The 12,893-nt window shown below is 43.3% G+C and carries 25 protein-coding genes; 1 reads left to right on the top strand and 24 read right to left on the bottom strand.

All coding sequences use genetic code 11. The features are described from left to right. The first annotated feature begins 19 nt into the window (after window positions 1–19). Window positions 20–640 carry an L-threonylcarbamoyladenylate synthase gene (locus AK824_RS03115; protein WP_057758725.1) on the top strand — a complete coding sequence of 207 codons (621 nt, stop codon included), beginning with the start codon at window positions 20–22 and terminating at the stop codon, window positions 638–640. Between the two features lie 110 nt (window positions 641–750). Here the strand turns inward: AK824_RS03115 and rplQ are convergent, their stop codons facing one another. The 24 genes from rplQ to rplB all read right to left on the bottom strand — a co-directional run bounded on the left by rplQ (window position 751) and on the right by rplB (window position 12,882). Next, window positions 751–1,110 (bottom strand): 50S ribosomal protein L17, encoded by a 360-nt coding sequence (rplQ, locus tag AK824_RS03110; RefSeq protein WP_021813387.1) that lies wholly within the window; start codon window positions 1,108–1,110, stop codon window positions 751–753. A 19-nt stretch (window positions 1,111–1,129) separates the two neighbouring features. Continuing rightward, window positions 1,130–2,137 carry a DNA-directed RNA polymerase subunit alpha gene (locus AK824_RS03105; RefSeq protein WP_021813386.1) on the bottom strand — a complete coding sequence of 336 codons (1,008 nt, stop codon included), beginning with the start codon at window positions 2,135–2,137 and terminating at the stop codon, window positions 1,130–1,132. Window positions 2,138–2,217: 80 nt separating this feature from the next. Continuing rightward, window positions 2,218–2,859: a 30S ribosomal protein S4 gene (rpsD, locus tag AK824_RS03100; protein WP_057758723.1), complete on the bottom strand. Its 642-nt coding sequence runs from the start codon at window positions 2,857–2,859 to the stop codon at window positions 2,218–2,220. Window positions 2,860–2,907: 48 nt separating this feature from the next. Then, the gene (gene rpsK, locus AK824_RS03095; protein WP_010196728.1) at window positions 2,908–3,297 is read right to left on the bottom strand and encodes a 30S ribosomal protein S11; all 390 of its coding nucleotides are present in this window, start codon (window positions 3,295–3,297) and stop codon (window positions 2,908–2,910) included. 20 nt (window positions 3,298–3,317) lie between these two features. Further along, window positions 3,318–3,674 (bottom strand): 30S ribosomal protein S13, encoded by a 357-nt coding sequence (gene rpsM / locus AK824_RS03090; RefSeq protein ID WP_021813384.1) that lies wholly within the window; start codon window positions 3,672–3,674, stop codon window positions 3,318–3,320. Window positions 3,675–3,921: 247 nt separating this feature from the next. Next, window positions 3,922–4,038 carry a 50S ribosomal protein L36 gene (gene rpmJ, locus AK824_RS03085; RefSeq protein WP_010196721.1) on the bottom strand — a complete coding sequence of 39 codons (117 nt, stop codon included), beginning with the start codon at window positions 4,036–4,038 and terminating at the stop codon, window positions 3,922–3,924. A 31-nt stretch (window positions 4,039–4,069) separates the two neighbouring features. Beyond that, window positions 4,070–5,401 (bottom strand): preprotein translocase subunit SecY, encoded by a 1,332-nt coding sequence (gene secY / locus AK824_RS03080; RefSeq protein WP_166739245.1) that lies wholly within the window; start codon window positions 5,399–5,401, stop codon window positions 4,070–4,072. A gap of 19 nt (window positions 5,402–5,420) precedes the next feature. Next, the gene (gene rplO, locus AK824_RS03075) at window positions 5,421–5,861 is read right to left on the bottom strand and encodes a 50S ribosomal protein L15 (protein WP_057758719.1); all 441 of its coding nucleotides are present in this window, start codon (window positions 5,859–5,861) and stop codon (window positions 5,421–5,423) included. Next, window positions 5,861–6,040, bottom strand: coding sequence for a 50S ribosomal protein L30 (gene rpmD, locus AK824_RS03070; RefSeq protein WP_057758718.1), 180 nt, complete (start codon window positions 6,038–6,040; stop codon window positions 5,861–5,863). Before rpmD ends, rplO begins: the two co-directional genes overlap by 1 nt. Window positions 6,041–6,060: 20 nt before the next feature. Then, window positions 6,061–6,576, bottom strand: a complete 516-nt coding sequence (gene rpsE, locus AK824_RS03065; RefSeq protein WP_057758716.1) for a 30S ribosomal protein S5 — start codon at window positions 6,574–6,576, stop codon at window positions 6,061–6,063. A 2-nt stretch (window positions 6,577–6,578) separates the two neighbouring features. Then, window positions 6,579–6,929 carry a 50S ribosomal protein L18 gene (gene rplR, locus AK824_RS03060; protein WP_057758713.1) on the bottom strand — a complete coding sequence of 117 codons (351 nt, stop codon included), beginning with the start codon at window positions 6,927–6,929 and terminating at the stop codon, window positions 6,579–6,581. A gap of 11 nt (window positions 6,930–6,940) precedes the next feature. After that, window positions 6,941–7,474: a 50S ribosomal protein L6 gene (rplF, locus tag AK824_RS03055; protein ID WP_057758710.1), complete on the bottom strand. Its 534-nt coding sequence runs from the start codon at window positions 7,472–7,474 to the stop codon at window positions 6,941–6,943. Window positions 7,475–7,650: 176 nt separating this feature from the next. Beyond that, window positions 7,651–8,049, bottom strand: a complete 399-nt coding sequence (rpsH, locus tag AK824_RS03050; RefSeq protein WP_057758708.1) for a 30S ribosomal protein S8 — start codon at window positions 8,047–8,049, stop codon at window positions 7,651–7,653. A gap of 11 nt (window positions 8,050–8,060) precedes the next feature. Further along, complete coding sequence (rpsN, locus tag AK824_RS03045; RefSeq protein WP_010196705.1) at window positions 8,061–8,366, bottom strand: 30S ribosomal protein S14; 306 nt, start codon at window positions 8,364–8,366, stop codon at window positions 8,061–8,063. A 12-nt stretch (window positions 8,367–8,378) separates the two neighbouring features. After that, the gene (gene rplE, locus AK824_RS03040) at window positions 8,379–8,915 is read right to left on the bottom strand and encodes a 50S ribosomal protein L5 (protein WP_057758706.1); all 537 of its coding nucleotides are present in this window, start codon (window positions 8,913–8,915) and stop codon (window positions 8,379–8,381) included. A 21-nt stretch (window positions 8,916–8,936) separates the two neighbouring features. Further along, window positions 8,937–9,254 carry a 50S ribosomal protein L24 gene (gene rplX / locus AK824_RS03035; RefSeq protein WP_011279796.1) on the bottom strand — a complete coding sequence of 106 codons (318 nt, stop codon included), beginning with the start codon at window positions 9,252–9,254 and terminating at the stop codon, window positions 8,937–8,939. A gap of 8 nt (window positions 9,255–9,262) precedes the next feature. Next, entirely contained in the window at window positions 9,263–9,631 is a 369-nt protein-coding gene (gene rplN / locus AK824_RS03030) for a 50S ribosomal protein L14 (RefSeq protein ID WP_010196702.1), read from the bottom strand. Window positions 9,632–9,814: 183 nt separating this feature from the next. Then, complete coding sequence (gene rpsQ / locus AK824_RS03025; RefSeq protein WP_021813375.1) at window positions 9,815–10,090, bottom strand: 30S ribosomal protein S17; 276 nt, start codon at window positions 10,088–10,090, stop codon at window positions 9,815–9,817. Then, window positions 10,087–10,284: a 50S ribosomal protein L29 gene (gene rpmC / locus AK824_RS03020; protein ID WP_025644397.1), complete on the bottom strand. Its 198-nt coding sequence runs from the start codon at window positions 10,282–10,284 to the stop codon at window positions 10,087–10,089. The genes rpsQ and rpmC overlap by 4 nt, the downstream gene beginning before the upstream one ends. Further along, entirely contained in the window at window positions 10,284–10,697 is a 414-nt protein-coding gene (gene rplP, locus AK824_RS03015) for a 50S ribosomal protein L16 (protein ID WP_025644399.1), read from the bottom strand. Before rplP ends, rpmC begins: the two co-directional genes overlap by 1 nt. Before the next feature lie 3 nt (window positions 10,698–10,700). Further along, the gene (gene rpsC, locus AK824_RS03010) at window positions 10,701–11,423 is read right to left on the bottom strand and encodes a 30S ribosomal protein S3 (RefSeq protein ID WP_057758704.1); all 723 of its coding nucleotides are present in this window, start codon (window positions 11,421–11,423) and stop codon (window positions 10,701–10,703) included. 3 nt (window positions 11,424–11,426) lie between these two features. Then, window positions 11,427–11,756, bottom strand: coding sequence for a 50S ribosomal protein L22 (rplV, locus tag AK824_RS03005; protein WP_021813373.1), 330 nt, complete (start codon window positions 11,754–11,756; stop codon window positions 11,427–11,429). Between the two features lie 10 nt (window positions 11,757–11,766). Then, a complete protein-coding gene (gene rpsS / locus AK824_RS03000; RefSeq protein WP_010196682.1) occupies window positions 11,767–12,042 on the bottom strand; it encodes a 30S ribosomal protein S19 in 276 nt (91 codons plus the stop codon). Window positions 12,043–12,054: 12 nt separating this feature from the next. Continuing rightward, a complete protein-coding gene (rplB, locus tag AK824_RS02995) occupies window positions 12,055–12,882 on the bottom strand; it encodes a 50S ribosomal protein L2 (RefSeq protein WP_057758702.1) in 828 nt (275 codons plus the stop codon). Window positions 12,883–12,893: the final 11 nt, after the last annotated feature.

Genomic DNA, 12,893 nt, shown 5'->3' with positions numbered 1-12,893 from the left:
TATAAAATAAGGAACCATTATGGAAGTCTTCTATATTCATCCCGATAATCCGCAGCCACGCCTCATTGAGCAAGCCGCTGACCTATTGCGCAGAGATCAGTTAATTATTTACCCAACTGATACCAGTTATGCTTTTGGTTGCCGTTTGGGCGCAAAGGATGCCCTAGCTAAGCTTAAGCAAATCCGCGAACTCGATGATAAGCATCAATTTACCTTACTGTGCCGCGACCTAAGCGAAATTGCCAATTATGCAACCGTTGATAATATGCAATTTAAACAGCTGAAAGCCCACACACCTGCCCCAATTACTTTTATTCTTACTGCCACCAAAGACGTACCCAAGAAACTGGCGCATGCAAAGAAAAAAACCATTGGTATTCGTGTGCCTAGTAACCCTATTGCTCAAGCACTATTAAAAGCGATGGATGAACCTATCTTAACCAGCTCACTGATTTTGCCTAATCAAGACGATATTTTGGATGACCCATTTGAGATTGAAGACTTACTAGGCAACCAAATCGATGGTCTCATCAATGCAGGTATAAAGACGACCAAGCTTACTACTATCGTAGATATGACTAGCAGCGTTCCTGAAATTATCAGGCAAGGTGCTGCCAATGTCGATTCGTTATTACTCTAAACAGCTAGGTATTGCTTTAAACAGCTACTAGTATATTTAGTCAAATTTAAGACAAAAAAAAGCTCCAATTGCATTGGAGCTTTTTTATGGAATATGTCTTAGGTGTAAAACTAGTCACGATCAACCAATTCTACATAAGCCATTGGCGCATTGTCACCATCACGGTAACCGCATTTTACGATACGCAAATAACCACCTGGACGCGTTTGGTAACGAGGACCTAACGTGCCAAATAATTTGCCTACCATAGCTTTGCTACGCATACGGCTGAATGCTAAACGACGGTTAGCAACGCTGTCTTCTTTAGCCATAGTGATCAATGGCTCGGCAACGCGACGTAGTTCTTTAGCTTTTGGTAAAGTTGTTTTGATCAGTTCATGCTCAAATAATGAGTTAGTCATGTTCTGAAACATTGCCTTACGATGACTGCCGGTACGACCCAGCTTGACTCCACTCTTACGATGGCGCATAGTCAAAAATCCTTAAAGTTTAACGGCTACGATAAGAAAAGCGATCATCAACACGTAAATCAGCTGGTGGCCAGTTATCTAGGCGCATACCGAGCTCTAAATCTTTAGACGCTAATACGTCCTTGATTTCTGTCAATGATTTCTTACCAAGATTTGGGGTTTTTAGAAGTTCAGTCTCTGAACGCTGTACCAAATCACCGATATAGTAAATGTTTTCAGCTTTCAAGCAGTTGGCTGAGCGAACCGTTAGTTCAAGATCGTCCACAGGGCGTAATAGCACCGGATCAACCTCTTCTTTCTCTTTCACAGGCTCAGGCGCTTCTTCAGCTTCTAGGTCAACAAAGATAGAAATCTGTTGTTGTAAAATAGTGGCTGCTTTACGAATTGCTTCTTCTGGATCTATAGTGCCATTAGTTTCAAGCTCAATGATAAGACGATCAAGATCAGTACGCTGCTCTACACGAGCGTTCTCAACCTGATAAGCAACACGAAGCACAGGACTAAAACTTGCATCAAGCTTTAAGCGTCCAATTGCTTTAGTATCACCATCTTCACGGCGCTGGTTTGCTGGCTCATATCCACGACCCATCACTACACGCAAACGCATCTTAAGATGACCACGATCGCTCAATGTACCCAATACCAATTCTGGATTGATGATGTCAACATTGTGCGGCAACGCGATGTCTGCAGCAGTAATAGTGCCTGGACCTTGTTTATCCAAGGTCAAAAATACTTCATTTTGGTCATGAAGCGTAATTGCTAAGCCTTTTAGGTTCAAAAGCAAATCAAGTACGTCTTCTTGCAGGCCTTCAAGCGTTGAGTATTCATGGTCAACACCATCAATCTCAGCTTCAATGACTGCAGCACCAGGTAATGAAGATAACAAGATGCGACGTAGAGCATTACCTAGGGTATGCCCAAAGCCGCGTTCTAACGGTTCGAGCGTGACTTTCGCAATCGTTTCGTTAACCGTATCCACATTAATGGCATTCGGCGTTAGAAACTCAGTTGCATTTAGCATCATGATGTCACCTCGATTTATTAAACTGGTTTAATTAACGTTAATTGCTCAATGCCATTTTCATAACATTGAGCATTACGTCATTACTTAGAGTATAGCTCAACGATCAAGCTTTCGTTGATTTCAGCAGGTAGATCAATACGATCAGGCGCATGTTTAAACGTGCCTTGTAGTTTGCTGTGGTCAACATCAAGCCATTCTGGAATACCACGTTGTGTCGCTAATTCGATAGCGTTTTTAATACGTAGCTGTTCGCGAGATTTCTCTTGGATAGCGATGACATCACCATCTTGAAGCTGAATTGAAGGAATGTTCACACGAACAAACTCATCACGGCCAGCTTTTTTTACCATAACAGTACGATGACTGACTAGCTGACGTGCTTCTGCGCGAGTTGAGCCAAAGCCCATGCGATATACAACGTTATCTAGACGGCTCTCAAGCATTGCTAGTAGGTTTTCACCAGTAGCGCCACGCTTACGAGCAGCTTCTTTATAGTAGTTCGCGAATTGACGCTCTAGTACACCATAAATACGCTTAACTTTTTGCTTTTCACGCAACTGTAGAGCATATTCTGAGGTCTTGTTACGGCTTACGCCATGTTGACCTGGTGGACGACCAGCTTTCTTCGTTTTTACGTCATACGGTTTAACGCCAGATTTAAGGCCTAAATCCGTACCTTCACGACGTGATAATTTCAGTTTTGGTCCAATATAGCGGGCCATTGTTATGTCTCCTATAAGCTTTTAGTATAAAAAGCTTCGTCTTTAATATTAGACGCGGCGCTTTTTCGGCGCACGGCAACCATTGTGTGGGATTGGGGTTACATCAGAGATGCTGTTAACTTTATAACCCAATGCACCTAGTGCTCTTACCGCAGACTCACGACCCGGTCCTGGTCCTTTGACCAAAACATCGATATTCTTAACACCATATTCTTGGGCCGCTTTACCAGCGACTTCAGCTGCAACCTGAGCTGCAAATGGTGTAGATTTACGTGAACCACGGAAGCCTTGTCCACCTGAAGTGGCCCAAGCCAATGCATTACCTTGACGATCGGTAATCGTAACAATGGTGTTATTAAAAGACGCATGGATATGGGCAATGCCCTCCGATACTGAACGACGAGCCACCTTTTTGCGACTGCGAGTGTCTTTTGCCATCTTTTAGCTTCCTAAGTTAATTATCTTTTGAGAGGGCGTGTCGGACCCTTGCGAGTACGAGCGTTGTTCTTGGTGTTCTGACCTCTAACTGGTAGGTTACGACGATGACGGATGCCACGGTAACAACCAAGATCAACTAAACGCTTGATGTTCATTGAAACTTCACGACGAAGGTCACCTTCGGTCATGTAGTTTGCAACTTGTGCACGGATAGCATCTAACTGTGTATCATCTAACTGACTGACTTTAGTAGTAGGGGCGATGCCAACTGCTTCTAAGATTTTCTGAGCAGTGGTACGACCTACACCAAAGATGTAAGTTAGTGAAATAACAGCATGCTTATTATCCGGAATGTTTACGCCGGCAATACGAGCCATTGATTTCTCTCCATTAAAGAAAAATAAGCGTTATCTAGCGATAAGGCTTTACTCTTCAGATTTGTTGCTGTTAATACTAGAGCTTTTATAGTCATTATCGATGTTTCGACTATAAGTCTGCTCATCGATTCTATTATAAAAGATTTTGTATAAACACGGCAAGTGGCGGATGATATCGCATCCGCCGTTATTTTTCAAGTATTAATTTAATTAGCAACGAAAACTAGATGTTTTCTAATACTAAAGATTAACCTTGACGTTGCTTGTGGCGAGGTTCTGCTGTACAAATAATATGTACACGGCCTTTACGGCGCACAACTTTACAGCTACCACAAATCTTTTTAACTGATGCTTGAACTTTCATAGCATGCTCCTTGAAATATCGTACCGCTCATTTAAGGTTGAGTGGGCGATTGAATTAACGTCTGATCATGATATTGATGGGTCATCAAATGCGCTTGAATCTGCGAGATGAAGTCCATTACCACAACCACCATAATCAGTAAAGACGTACCACCGAGTTGAAACGGCACACCAAACGATGACTGGACGACCATTGGCATTAAACAAATAACCGTCATATACATCGCGCCAATAAAGGTCAGTCGGTTTAATACATGATCGAGGTAACGCTGAGTTTGTTGTCCTGGGCGAATACCTGGGATATACGCACCACTACGTTTAAGGTTCTCTGCTACTTCACGCGGACTAAATACCAATGCCGTATAAAAATAACAGAAGAAAATAATCATTGCGCCAAACAGTACTAAATATAGCGGCTGTCCTGGAGACAGTACCAATGCCATATTTTGAAGTATTTTCTGTACAAAGGTAGGATCAGTCGATTGACCAACCCACTGCCCTAAACTTGCAGGAAACAATAACAAAGAACTGGCAAAAATAGCGGGGATAACCCCTGCCATATTTAGCTTAAGCGGCAAATGTGATTGCTGCTGGGCATAAATTTTGCGACCTTGTTGCTGTTTTTGAGCATAGTTCACAGGAACACGGCGTTGAGCACGTTCAATATAAACGATACCCGCAGTAACCGCGATACCTAGCAGTACAAAAATAAATAGCACAATCAAGTTCATCTGACCTTGATTGACCTGTTCAATAGACTGCGAAATCATACCTGGCGTACCAGCCACAATACTCGCAAAAATGAGCATTGAAATACCATTACCTACGCCACGTTCTGTAATCTGCTCACCAAGCCACATTAAGAACATTGCGCCTGCTACTAAAGAAGTAACAGCTGGAATATAAAAGGTAAGACCAGTAGATAAAGTAAGGTTTTGGCTGATTAAGCCGGCACACATTCCTAATGACTGTACTAGTGCTAAAGCAAGCGTTCCCTGACGGGTGTACTTGTTTAGCTTGCGTCGTCCCGCTTCACCTTCTTTTTTGAGGGCTTCAAGCGATGGCAATACTGCAGACATCATCTGTACGATAATCGATGCTGAGATATATGGCATAATGCCAAGTGCCATGATGGACATACGCTCTAGCGCACCACCTGAGAACATATTAAACATGCTCAGAATGGTGTTTTCGTTGCGCGAAAACAGATCAGCCAAGTTAACTGGGTTGATACCCGGAACTGGAATATGTGACCCTAAACGATAAACAATCAATGCGCCGATTAAAAATAATAAACGCGTCCATAGCTCATCATACTTACGTATAAATGCGAATGGATTAAGCGGTATACCAGCCGATGACATTGATTGTTTTGACACGTTACTACTCCTCGATGCTACCACCAGCAGCTTCGATAGCTTGCTTAGCACCTTTAGTCACTTTAATACCTTTGAAAGTATAAGCTTTAGTGACTTCGCCTGATAGCATTACACGAGCACGTTTCATATCGTGACGAATAAGGTTAGCAGCTTTAAGTGTTTCAAGGCTAACTACATCGCCTTCAATTTTATTCAGTTCAGAAAGACGTACTTCAGCAGTCTTCATAGCCAGTTTACTGGTAAAACCAAATTTTGGTAGACGGCGATATAGAGGCATCTGACCACCTTCAAATCCTGAGCGAATGCTAGAACCTGAACGAGATTTCTGACCTTTTACACCACGACCACCAGTCTTACCAAGACCTGAACCGATACCACGACCACGACGTTGGGCAGTTTTCTTTGCGCCAACACCTGGTGATAATTCATTTAATCTAAGACCCATTACGCTTCCTCCACTTTTACCATGTAGTTAACGCGATTGACCATACCACGAGTCGAAGGAGTATCTTCTACTACTACAGTATGATTAATACGGCGTAAACCCAATCCTTTCAAGCTCGCTTTGTGGCTCTTTAGGCGATGGGCACCCGATTTAAATTGAGTGACTTTCATTTTTTTCATCGTAACTCACCTAGTCTAAGTTAACCCAAGATTTCGTCTACAGATTTACCACGTTTAGCTGCCATCTTCTCTGGAGTTGACATATCACGTAAACCGTTAAACGTTGCGCGAACAACGTTAGCAGTATTGGTAGAACCATAACATTTAGTCAAAACATCTTTGACACCAGCAACTTCTAATACAGCACGCATTGCGCCACCAGCGATTACGCCAGTACCTTCAGATGCAGGTTGCATATAGACTTTACTAGCACCATGACGTGCTTTGATTGGATGATGCAAAGTTGCATCATTTAGCTCAACAGTAATCATATTACGTTTGGCAGCTTCTAGTGCTTTTTGGATAGCAGCTGGCACTTCACGTGCTTTACCACGACCAAAACCTACACGACCGTTGCCATCGCCCACTACAGTCAATGCAGTGAAAGAGAAAATACGACCACCTTTAACAACTTTCGCTACGCGATCAACGGTAACTAAGCGTTCTACTAGACCGTCAGTCTGTTCATTTTTATCATTTTTATCATTTCTAGCCATGATTAAAACTCCAATCCGTTTTCGCGAGCAGCTTCTGCTAAAGCTTTAACTCGACCATGATATTTGAAACCACTACGGTCAAAGGCAACTTTAGTAATGCCAGCTGCTTTTGCGCGTTCTGCGATCATTTGGCCTACAGACGTTGCTGAATCAGCATTACCAGTCGCGCCTGAACGCAAGCTGCTGTCTAAGGTAGATGCCTGAGCAATCACTTCACCACCATTTGGAGAGATAATCTGGGCATAAATATGTTTTGACGTGCGGTTAACCGTTAAGCGATGAACGCCTAAGAAACGGATATGCGCGCGTGTTTTCTTAGCTCGACGCAGACGAGCTGCTTTTTTATCAAACATTTCAACTCACCTTATTTTTTCTTAGCTTCTTTGCGAATCACATGCTCGTCACTATAACGAATACCTTTACCTTTGTAAGGCTCAGGTGGGCGGAAACCACGGATGTTGGCGGCTGCTTGACCAAGCTGCTGTTTATTGTTTGATTTCAAAACAATTTCAGTTTGCGTTGGCGTTTCAGCTGATACACCTTCAGGTAACGTATACTCTACTGGATGAGAATAACCAACGTTCAAGGTTACTTTGTTACCAGTAACTTGCGCGCGATAACCAACACCAATCAACTGAAGACGTCTTTCAAAGCCTTCGTTTACGCCAGTAACATAGTTGTTAACAAGAGCGCGCATGGTGCCAGTGTGCATCATAGCTTCTTTTGAATCGACTGTAGGTGAGAAAATGATAGCATCATCTTCCTGTTTCAGCTCGACCAATTCATGCAGGCGTAAAGACATAGAACCGTTCTTGCCTTTAACTTCGACCTGCCGATCGTTCAAAGTAACGCTTACGCCGTTTGGCAGCGTCACTGGGGCTTTAGCCACACGAGACATAGGAATATTCCTTAAAAAATTTAACTTCTTTATATTAGCGAAAAAACTAACAGGCTAAAAAGCGTGTTAGTTTAGCATAGTTGACTGTGTTAGACATCTATCAATTCAAAATAATTTAATATTACTCAATCAATAGAAGCCTAACAACCATCAAATAGACTTCATCGTCGTATAGCTTACGCTACAAATGCGACGATTTCACCACCGATACCAGCAGCGCGTGCAGCACGATCGCTCATGATACCTTGGCTAGTAGATACGATAGCAACACCCATACCTTGCTTAACAGTAGGGATTTCGTCTTTACCGCGGAACTGGCGAAGACCAGGGCGGCTGTAACGTTGGATAGTTTCGATGACAGCACGGCCTTCGAAATATTTCAATTCAATAGTAAGGGTTGCTTTGTTGTTTTCTTGCTCAGTAACAACGGCGCTCGCCACATAACCTTCGCTAACTAATAAATCAGCAATTGATTTACGTAATTTAGAGCTCGGCATTGCTACCGATACTTTGTTAGCCATTTGTGCGTTACGGATACGGGTTAGCATATCCCCAACGGTATCTTGCATACTCATATAGTTACTCCTTACCAGCTTGCTTTACGAACACCAGGCACATCGCCTTGCATGACACGCTCACGCAGCATATTGCGTGACAAGCCAAACTTGCGGAAGTAACCGTGAGGACGACCGGTGATAGCACAACGATTACGCAGACGTACTGGTGATGAGTTGCGTGGAAGAGCTTGTAGCTCTAACATCGCTTCCATACGAGTTTCGTCACTTGCAGTCATATCACTGATAGTTTCTTTTAGCTTGATACGCTTTTCAGCATATTTAGCAACCATTTTTTCGCGCTTTAATTCGCGGTTAATCATGCTCTTCTTTGCCATAACGTCTTTACCTTATTTAAATGGGAAGCCGAATGCTTTAAGCAACGCACGACCTTCTTCATCAGATTGAGCTGACGTGGTGATTGTCACATCCATACCACGGATACGATCAATCTTGTCAAAATCTACTTCTGGGAATACGATTTGTTCTTTGATACCCAATGAGTAGTTACCACGTCCGTCAAAGGCTTTAGGTGAAAAACCGCGGAAATCACGAATACGAGGAATTGCAATGGCAACGAGACGATCTAAAAATTCGTACATTTGCTCACCGCGTAGCGTTACTTTACAGCCAATTGGCCATTCTTCACGAATCTTAAAGCCAGCAACTGATTTACGCGCTTTGGTGACAACAGGTTTTTGACCAGCAATCGCAGTCATATCAGCTACAGCACCTTCCAACAATTTCTTGTCTTGAGACGCGCCGCCTACACCCATGTTAAGTGTGATTTTAGTGATTTTAGGCACTTGCATCACATTGTCCAAACCAAGATCTTCTTTGATTTGCTGCTTTAATTTATCGTTATATAAAGATTTTAATCTTGCCATTACCATTACACCCTTAGTGTCTTACGCAGTCGCCACTACTTCACCGTTTGAACGATAGACGCGTTGTTTCTTGCCGTCTTCGCCAAACTGATAAGTAATACGGTCTGCTTTTTGGGTTTGCGCATTTAAGATTGCGACATTTGAGATATGCAGAAAAGCTTCTTGCTTAAGAATGCCACCTTCAACACCAGTTGCCTGATTTGGCTTCTGATGTTTAGTAACAATATTAATGCCTTCAACTTTAATACGATCGTTTTTTACAGCTTGCACAGTACCTTGCTTGCCTTTGTCTTTCCCAGCAATCACGATAACTGTATCGCCTTTACGTAATTTTGACATGGATTACCTCACAATACTTCTGGTGCTAGTGATACAATTTTCATAAACTGATCACCACGTAGTTCACGAGTTACCGGTCCAAAAATACGAGTTGCAATCGGCGCTTTGTTTTGGTTCAACAATACCGCAGCATTGTCGTCAAAACGTAACACAGAACCATCTGGACGACGAACGCCTTTTTTGGTACGTACAACTACTGCATTCATCACGTCGCCTTTTTTAACACGACCACGAGGAATGGCTTCTTTAACCGTTACTTTAATAATGTCGCCAACTGATGCATAACGACGATGAGAACCACCCAGTACTTTAATGCACTGAACTCGCCTTGCACCGCTATTGTCTGCAACTTCCAGCATTGACTCAACCTGAATCATAGCGTTACTCCACACGTATGAGCAATAAAAACCAGTTGCTGCCGCTAGCACAGAATGAGTAGGACGGCATTTTAATATAAATAACCGCGACTTACTCTTAATGTGAGTGATATACGCTCGGCGCAATCAGCATCCTTAAAAAGGCGGCTATTTTAACAGCTTCTGGCTTTTAATGCAATTTACTTAGATTTTTTCTACTTTTTCAACCACATCAACTAAAGTCCAAGACTTAGTTTTTGAGATTGGACGCGTTTCTTTGATGCGGACAAGGTCGCCTTGTTGGCAAACGTTATTCTCATCATGAGCTTTGATTTTCGTAGAACGACGAAGCTGCTTGCCATACAAAGGATGACGAACCAGACGCTCAATCAAAACTGTGATGGACTTGTCCATCTTGTCGCTGACAACTCGTCCTGTCAATACGCTAGCATTGGTAGCTGTTTGATTGTTATCGCTCATGAGTCGCCTCGTTGTTTCTCGTTAATCAAAGTCTGAAGCTGGGCAATCGTGCGACGATTGGCTCTAACTTCATGGGTATTACCCAACTGACCAGTTGCTTTAGCCATACGAATACGGAAAGCATCAAGTTGCTTTTCATCAAGTAACTGGGTCAGTTCTTCTAATGATTTATCACGTAATTCACTGATCTTCATTACATTATCGTCCGCTTAACAATGGTAGTTTTAAAGGGCAATTTTGCTGCAGCGAGCGTTAATGCATCACGAGCAAGCTCTTCAGATACCCCTTCAATTTCATATAGCACTTTACCAGGTTTGATTTCGCATACCCAATATTCTACTGGACCTTTACCTTTACCCATACGTACTTCTAATGGTTTGTTGGTAATTGGTTTGTCAGGGAATACACGAATCCAAATCTTACCGCCACGCTTAATTTTACGAGTGATGGTACGACGTGCTGCTTCGATTTGACGAGCTGTCATACGACCACGCGTCAATGATTTTAGACCAATTTGTCCGAATGCAACGGTGCTTCCACGATGAGCTAGCCCAGTGTTACGACCTTTGTGCATTTTACGAAACTTGGTACGTTTTGGCTGTAACATAGTTTAACCTCTGTCTGAGTTTCGACGGTTTCCACGACCACGGCGTTTTGGCGCACGAGTCTGCTCTTCTTTGACGGGATTATATACACTGTTCATACCGTCAAGGATTTCGCCACGGAAAATCCAAACTTTAACACCGATGGTGCCGTAAGTTGTCTCTGCACGAATTGACGAGTAGTCAATATCAGCACGGAGTGTATGCAATGGCACACGACCTTCACGGTACCATTCACTACGAGCAATCTCAGCACCGCCTAAACGGCCAGACAGCTCAACCTTGATACCTTTAGCACCAGAACGCATGCTGTTCTGTACCGCGCGTTTCATCGCACGACGGAACATAACACGACGCTCAAGCTGGCTACCAATGCCGTCTGCTACCAAACGTGCATCAAGGTCAGGTGACGTGATTTCTTCAATGTTGACCTGAGCAGGTACGCCCATAATTTTGGTCAATTCTTTTTGAAGTCTTTCGATATCTTCGCCTTTCTTACCGATAACAATACCAGGACGCGCAGTGGCGATGGTAATCTTAGCAGCGCCAGTAGGACGCTCGATCATGATGTTGCTGATCATAGCGTTATCTAGCTTTTTGCGTAGATATTCACGAACTTGAATGTCGTTGATTAGGTATTCTGAGTATTGTTTAGGGTTAGCATACCAGTTTGCGTTATGCTTTTTTACAACACCAAGACGAATTCCGATTGGATGTACTTTTTGACCCATAACTTATTCTCCTACCTTTATAGTGATGTGACAAGTACGCTTGCTGATACGATCAGCACGGCCTTTGGCACGTGGTAGGATACGTTTTAGCGTAATGCCTTCATCAACATAGATAGTAGCGACTTTTAGGTCGTCAATATCTAAGCCGTGATTATGTTCGGCATTGGCGATGGCTGAGTTAAGGCATTTCTTAACAAACACAGCGCCTTTTTTATTGCTATACGTTAGGATATCCAAAGCACGCTCAATAGATTTGCCACGAACTTCATCAGCAACGAGTCTAACTTTTTGTGCCGATATGGCGGCACCGCGTAATTTTGCAGTTACTTCCATGGTAAGCACCTTATCTCTTAGCTTTTTTGTCAATGCCGTGACCACGATACGTACGAGTCGGGGCAAATTCACCTAGTTTATGACCAACCATCTGCTCGCTCACGATAACCGGTACATGAGTACGGCCGTTGTGAACAGATAAAGTTAGGCCAACCATTTGTGGCAGAATCATCGAGCGGCGCGACCAAGTCTTAATTGGCTTGCGTGAGTTGGTGTCTAATGCATTCTCAACTTTAGCAAACAAGTGCGCGTCTATGAATGGACCTTTTTTCAATGAACGAGGCATGAAATTCTTCCTTTATTTCTTCTTGGCGCGACGGCGGATGATCATGTTGTCAGTACGCTTATTGTGACGCGTTTTAAGTCCTTTAGACTTCTGACCCCAAGGGCTGGTTGGATGGCGACCTTTGTTACGACCTTCACCACCACCGTGTGGGTGATCAACCGGGTTCATAGCGACACCACGAACAGAAGGACGAACACCACGCCAACGTGAAGCACCGGCTTTACCAAGTGATTTCAAGTTGTTTTCAGTGTTAGAAACTTCACCAATAACAGCGCGACAATTTACGTGTACACGGCGAGTTTCGCCAGAACGCATACGTAGAATAGCATAAACACCGTCACGACCTAGTAACTGAACGCTAGCACCCGCAGAACGAGCCATCTGTGCACCTTTACCGATTTTAAGCTCGATATTGTGAATCACAGTACCCAATGGGATGTTTTTTAGCGGTAAGCAGTTACCTGGACGAATTGGAGAAGTCTCGCCTGACATTACTGTATCACCAACTACTTGTTTCTTAGCAGCGATAATGTAACGACGTTCGCCATCAGCATACTTAAGTAGAGCAATATGAGCAGTACGGTTAGGATCGTATTCAATACGCTCTACCGTTGCTGGGATATTGTCTTTAGTACGTTTGAAATCGATAATGCGATAATGTTGCTTATGACCACCGCCAATGTGACGAGTAGTAATGCGGCCATTATTGTTACGACCACCTGACTTGCTTTTTGATTCTAGAAGTGCTGCAAACGGACGACCTTTGTACAGGTGTGGATGCACTACTTTTTCAACAAAACGACGGCCTGGTGATGTTGGCTTTGCTCTTACGATAGGCATGAGTGTAATCC

The sequence above is a fragment of the Psychrobacter sp. P11G3 genome (assembly GCF_001435845.1).
In the GTDB taxonomy this organism is placed as follows: Bacteria; Pseudomonadota; Gammaproteobacteria; order Pseudomonadales; family Moraxellaceae; genus Psychrobacter.
This window is presented reverse-complemented; position numbering and strand designations above follow the sequence as displayed.

Coding starts and splice junctions, on each gene's coding strand:
- rplP (WP_025644399.1), bottom strand. CDS start 10,697: ATGTTACAGCCAAAACGTACCAAGTTTCGTAAAATGCACAAAGGTCGT.
- rplE (WP_057758706.1), bottom strand. CDS start 8,915: ATGGCAAGATTAAAATCTTTATATAACGATAAATTAAAGCAGCAAATC.
- rpsK (WP_010196728.1), bottom strand. CDS start 3,297: ATGGCAAAAGACACTCGCAGTCGCAAAAAGGTGGCTCGTCGTTCAGTA.
- rplQ (WP_021813387.1), bottom strand. CDS start 1,110: ATGCGCCATCGTAAGAGTGGAGTCAAGCTGGGTCGTACCGGCAGTCAT.
- AK824_RS03115 (WP_057758725.1), top strand. CDS start 20: ATGGAAGTCTTCTATATTCATCCCGATAATCCGCAGCCACGCCTCATT.
- rpsD (WP_057758723.1), bottom strand. CDS start 2,859: ATGGCCCGCTATATTGGACCAAAACTGAAATTATCACGTCGTGAAGGT.
- rpsH (WP_057758708.1), bottom strand. CDS start 8,049: ATGAGTATGCAAGATACCGTTGGGGATATGCTAACCCGTATCCGTAAC.
- rplR (WP_057758713.1), bottom strand. CDS start 6,929: ATGTTTGATAAAAAAGCAGCTCGTCTGCGTCGAGCTAAGAAAACACGC.
- rplN (WP_010196702.1), bottom strand. CDS start 9,631: ATGATTCAGGTTGAGTCAATGCTGGAAGTTGCAGACAATAGCGGTGCA.
- rpmJ (WP_010196721.1), bottom strand. CDS start 4,038: ATGAAAGTTCAAGCATCAGTTAAAAAGATTTGTGGTAGCTGTAAAGTT.
- rplF (WP_057758710.1), bottom strand. CDS start 7,474: ATGTCTCGTGTGGCTAAAGCCCCAGTGACGCTGCCAAACGGCGTAAGC.
- rplB (WP_057758702.1), bottom strand. CDS start 12,882: ATGCCTATCGTAAGAGCAAAGCCAACATCACCAGGCCGTCGTTTTGTT.
- rplO (WP_057758719.1), bottom strand. CDS start 5,861: ATGGGTCTTAGATTAAATGAATTATCACCAGGTGTTGGCGCAAAGAAA.
- rpsQ (WP_021813375.1), bottom strand. CDS start 10,090: ATGAGCGATAACAATCAAACAGCTACCAATGCTAGCGTATTGACAGGA.
- rpmD (WP_057758718.1), bottom strand. CDS start 6,040: ATGAAAAAAATGAAAGTCACTCAATTTAAATCGGGTGCCCATCGCCTA.
- rpsE (WP_057758716.1), bottom strand. CDS start 6,576: ATGGCTAGAAATGATAAAAATGATAAAAATGAACAGACTGACGGTCTA.
- rpsC (WP_057758704.1), bottom strand. CDS start 11,423: ATGGGTCAAAAAGTACATCCAATCGGAATTCGTCTTGGTGTTGTAAAA.
- AK824_RS03105 (WP_021813386.1), bottom strand. CDS start 2,137: ATGATGCTAAATGCAACTGAGTTTCTAACGCCGAATGCCATTAATGTG.
- rplV (WP_021813373.1), bottom strand. CDS start 11,756: ATGGAAGTAACTGCAAAATTACGCGGTGCCGCCATATCGGCACAAAAA.
- rplX (WP_011279796.1), bottom strand. CDS start 9,254: ATGTCAAAATTACGTAAAGGCGATACAGTTATCGTGATTGCTGGGAAA.
- rpsS (WP_010196682.1), bottom strand. CDS start 12,042: ATGCCTCGTTCATTGAAAAAAGGTCCATTCATAGACGCGCACTTGTTT.
- rpsN (WP_010196705.1), bottom strand. CDS start 8,366: ATGGCAAAGAAGAGCATGATTAACCGCGAATTAAAGCGCGAAAAAATG.
- secY (WP_166739245.1), bottom strand. CDS start 5,401: ATGTCATCGGCTGGTATACCGCTTAATCCATTCGCATTTATACGTAAG.
- rpmC (WP_025644397.1), bottom strand. CDS start 10,284: ATGAAGATCAGTGAATTACGTGATAAATCATTAGAAGAACTGACCCAG.
- rpsM (WP_021813384.1), bottom strand. CDS start 3,674: ATGGCTCGTATTGCCGGCGTAAACATTCCGGATAATAAGCATGCTGTT.